General features: G+C 68.6%; 4 protein-coding genes. 3 read left to right on the forward strand and 1 reads right to left on the reverse strand.

The window, feature by feature from the left end; genetic code table 11:
- Positions 1 to 207: 207 nt before the first annotated feature.
- Positions 208 to 753, forward strand: a complete 546-nt coding sequence (locus ACWC9T_RS41305) for a hypothetical protein (RefSeq protein ID WP_449826164.1) — start codon at positions 208 to 210, stop codon at positions 751 to 753.
- Here the strand turns inward: ACWC9T_RS41305 and ACWC9T_RS41310 are convergent.
- A complete protein-coding gene (locus ACWC9T_RS41310; RefSeq protein WP_449826165.1) occupies positions 710 to 1627 on the reverse strand; it encodes an IS5 family transposase in 918 nt (305 codons plus the stop codon). The two genes, ACWC9T_RS41305 and ACWC9T_RS41310, sit on opposite strands and share 44 nt — an antisense overlap.
- An 816-nt stretch (positions 1628 to 2443) precedes the next feature.
- Between ACWC9T_RS41310 and ACWC9T_RS41315 the strand changes: the two genes are divergently transcribed.
- Together ACWC9T_RS41315 and ACWC9T_RS41320 are read left to right on the forward strand one after the other, a co-directional pair.
- On the forward strand, positions 2444 to 2617 hold the full coding sequence (locus tag ACWC9T_RS41315; RefSeq protein ID WP_449826167.1) for a restriction endonuclease fold toxin-2 domain-containing protein: 174 nt from the start codon (positions 2444 to 2446) through the stop codon (positions 2615 to 2617).
- 61 nt (positions 2618 to 2678) lie between these two features.
- Complete coding sequence (locus ACWC9T_RS41320; protein WP_449826166.1) at positions 2679 to 3101, forward strand: hypothetical protein; 423 nt, start codon at positions 2679 to 2681, stop codon at positions 3099 to 3101.
- The last annotated feature ends 157 nt before the right edge of the window (positions 3102 to 3258 follow it).

Below are 3258 nucleotides of genomic sequence, written 5' to 3' on the forward strand. Positions count from 1 at the left end.
CGACATCTCGAAGCGTGGAGAACGGCCGCCTCCGCTGTCGCGGGAAGAACCGCAGATCAGCAGGTCGGGTGACCTGCGAGGTTAAACGCCAAGCTGAGAGGCTGTTGTCTTTCCGGGTGCGAGGGCTGTGTTTCCGCTGATCAGGCATAGGGTCGGTGGCCTCGGGGAGTGGTGACGTGTTGAGTCGCCGCTCGTGTGGAGGTCGGGATGCCGTCGGTTGTGGGGCTGCTGGAACAGCGTGAGCTGAGTGCTCGCCGTCGTGTGGACGACCTGCGGGCGGAGGCCGACCGTATCCAGGCCGAGCTGGTGGTGGCCGAGCGGGAGTGGAACGAGTGGGTCATCGCCCGTTCGCGTGTCGACGAGGTGCTGTCCCCGGGCGGAGGTGACGGTGCCGGCCCGGATGCCGCCGAGGAGCCGTCGGATCGCGGTGAACCGCCGGCTCTGCCTGCATCTTCGGGGGCGGCGAAGCCGAAGTCGGTGGTGCCGATGTGGCGTGCGGGGCTGGCCTGGTCGGCACTGTCGGTGGACTATCAGCGCATCCTGCAGGTGCTCGCGGACCGGAATCGTCTCGGCCAGGGGCCGCTGACGTGCCAGGAGATGGCCGCCTGCTTCGGCCTGGACCCGGTGCCCGGGAAGGTGGAGGCCCTGCGGTCGAAGGCGAAGCGGCTGACAGCGCGGGGGTGGCTTGCCGAGCCGGCACCGGGCCGGTTCACGCTCGCGAAGGCCGTGGCCGGGCAAGGCGCCGGGTCATGAGCATCGTCGCCGACCAGTAGACCATCGCCTCCGCGCTGGTGGTGGAGCGTTCGAAGTCCCGCACGAGGCGACGGCTTCGCATCAGGTGGGCGAAGAACCGCTCCACGATCCACCGCTTGGGCAGCACGACGAAGCCGCGCATGTCGTCAGTGCGTTTGACGATGGCGAGGACCAGGCCGAGGGCGGCCAGGCAGTACTCGACGAGGCTGCCGGTGTAGCCGCCGTCGGCCCAGACCAGCGCCAGCAGGTGGTGCGCGCCGACCACCTGGGCGAGCAGAACGTGGGCGGCGGCGCGGTCGCCGATGTCCGCGGCGGTGACCATCACCCCCAGCAGCAGACCGAGCGTGTCGACCACGACGTGGCGCTTGCGGCCGTTGACCAGCTTGCCGCCGTCGAAGCCGCGGCTGTCGGCGCCGACGACGGCGTCCGCCTTGACGGACTGGGAGTCGATCACGCCCGCGCTCGGCTCCCGATCCCGCCCCGCCTTCTCGCGGACCTCTCCGCGCAGCCGGTCGTGGAACTCCTTCACCAGACCGTGGTCGCGCCAGCGGCGGAAGAACGCGTAGACCCGGTCCCACGGCGGAAAGTCGGCCGGCATCGCCCGCCACTTCGTTCCGTTGTCGACGAGGTAGCGGATCGCGTCCAACATCGCGCGGTGGCAGTAGGCCTCCGGCTGACCGCCCCGGCCCCGCAGCCAGGCCGGCATCGGAAGCAGCGGCCGCACCACCGCCCACTCCGCGTCCGACATGTCCGTCGGGTAGCGGCGCTCGCGTGCCCCGTGGTCGGCGGCATTCCCGAACCGGTGAGCGAGGCAGTCACACGCGAGGGTGACCGAAGTGGACCCCGCTCCCGCGATGGCGTAGAACTGCGACAACAGGGCCTCCTGGACCGCTCTTTGGCGTAGACACCCTTCGAGCTACCAAGAGGCCCTGTTCTCATGCCCGGCACCCACCGAAGTCACCCGATCGAGACTCCCGTTCGACCAACACCGCTCGAGATCGGAACGACAACAGCCACTGAACATGCGAGCTCACCAGTCAAGCCGTCCGCCCTGACCTGCGCACCGCACTCGGGTGCGACGACCTGCTGCCCGAGCACATCTCGCTGCGCCTGAGGCTGCACGAGGCCAGCACGAGGATCACGACAGCGATCACCGGGCTGCTGACATCCGCGGCGAGCGGCACCCTGGCCGCGCGCCCGAGACGACATGCACCGGCCCCGCCCGGCCGCTGACGGCGTGACTCGCTGCCGCACCGCAGGACGGTGAACCGGCGCCGCCGCTCGAGAACCGACAACCGGAACCGAACTGGCCCGAACCGAACCGTCCGGATCGAACTTGACCCGACCGAAAGGGGAGTCCGCGGACTTGACTTGTCGGTGGCGACCGTGAGGTCGTCGGTGATCACTGTCCCTAGATTGGGGTGCCGAATGCGGGCGGCCGGGTTCTCGCGACGGCGCTCGCCCGGAGTGATGGCTGAGCAGGAGAAGAACAGTGGAGCGGACAGCTGCAAATGCTGAGAACGACGTGCGGCGGCCCGGGCGTGCGCGCCCCAGGTTCAGGTGGTTGTCCGTACTGATCGACACGGTCGTCGACGGCATGGTGAAACTGTTCTTCTGACCCGAATCCGCAGGTAATGGGACGGTCTGACCGCTCGTACGCCGACAGGCGCGTCCGTGCCGGTTCGAGACGATCGAGGTTCGGCGCAGCGGTGAAGGCCGAGGCATGGAGATCGTCACCAACGGCCCCGACGCCGTCCCCTACTGGGACGCCATGATGGCCCTCAATGGCACCAAAGGCTACGCACGCTACGTCCCGCTAAGCCCCCTCGGCCCCGTCACCGTATCCGACCACACCGCCACCTAAACAAAGAGGCAACCACCCCATGACCCCAGGCATGCCGCCCTCCTTCTCCGAGGACAGCACCATGTTCATCTTCACCCCCACCCCCGGTACCACCTGGAACCTGACCCTCGACAACGTCACCCAGGCGCTGCGCCGCCGGGAAGGGGAAGAGGCGTTCATCTACACGAAGACGGACGATGACGGTGGGCCGCGCGATGAGCACGACTGGTGGTTCGCGTTCACCGCGATCGGAGAGAGCTGGGCGGGCACCGGATCGTCTGCGACGGGCGACCACGAGGGGGTGACGCTGGATGAGGCCACCGCCGGCGCAGCGGCCGAGTTCGCCGCCTGGATGCTTCGGGAACTCGTGCCGCCCGGCGCGGGAATGGACTACAACACGCGGGGCGGCGTGGAGAGCGGGCTTCCCGACGAGGCCCTGGCCGAGAACACGGTGGCCGAGCTTGACGCCGTCTTCCGGAAGCACCTGAAGGCATCTTTGAGCTGACCAACCACCCTCCGTGCGCGGGCTGATTCCTCCGCGAGGGCGCTGTCACGTTGGCCGACCGAGTGAGATGATCTTCTGATCGATCACGGCGGAGGGGGATCATTCGTGGAGAGCACGTCGCCGTCGTACAGGGGTCACCGGCACCCGGTCGAGGCCA

Source organism: Kitasatospora sp. NPDC001159 (genome assembly GCF_053598235.1).

What these genes read in the sequence shown, in the direction of transcription:
- ACWC9T_RS41305 (WP_449826164.1), top strand. Translation starts at nt 208, where the DNA reads ATGCCGTCGGTTGTGGGGCTGCTGGAACAGCGTGAGCTGAGTGCTCGC.
- ACWC9T_RS41320 (WP_449826166.1), top strand. Translation starts at nt 2,679, where the DNA reads ATGTTCATCTTCACCCCCACCCCCGGTACCACCTGGAACCTGACCCTC.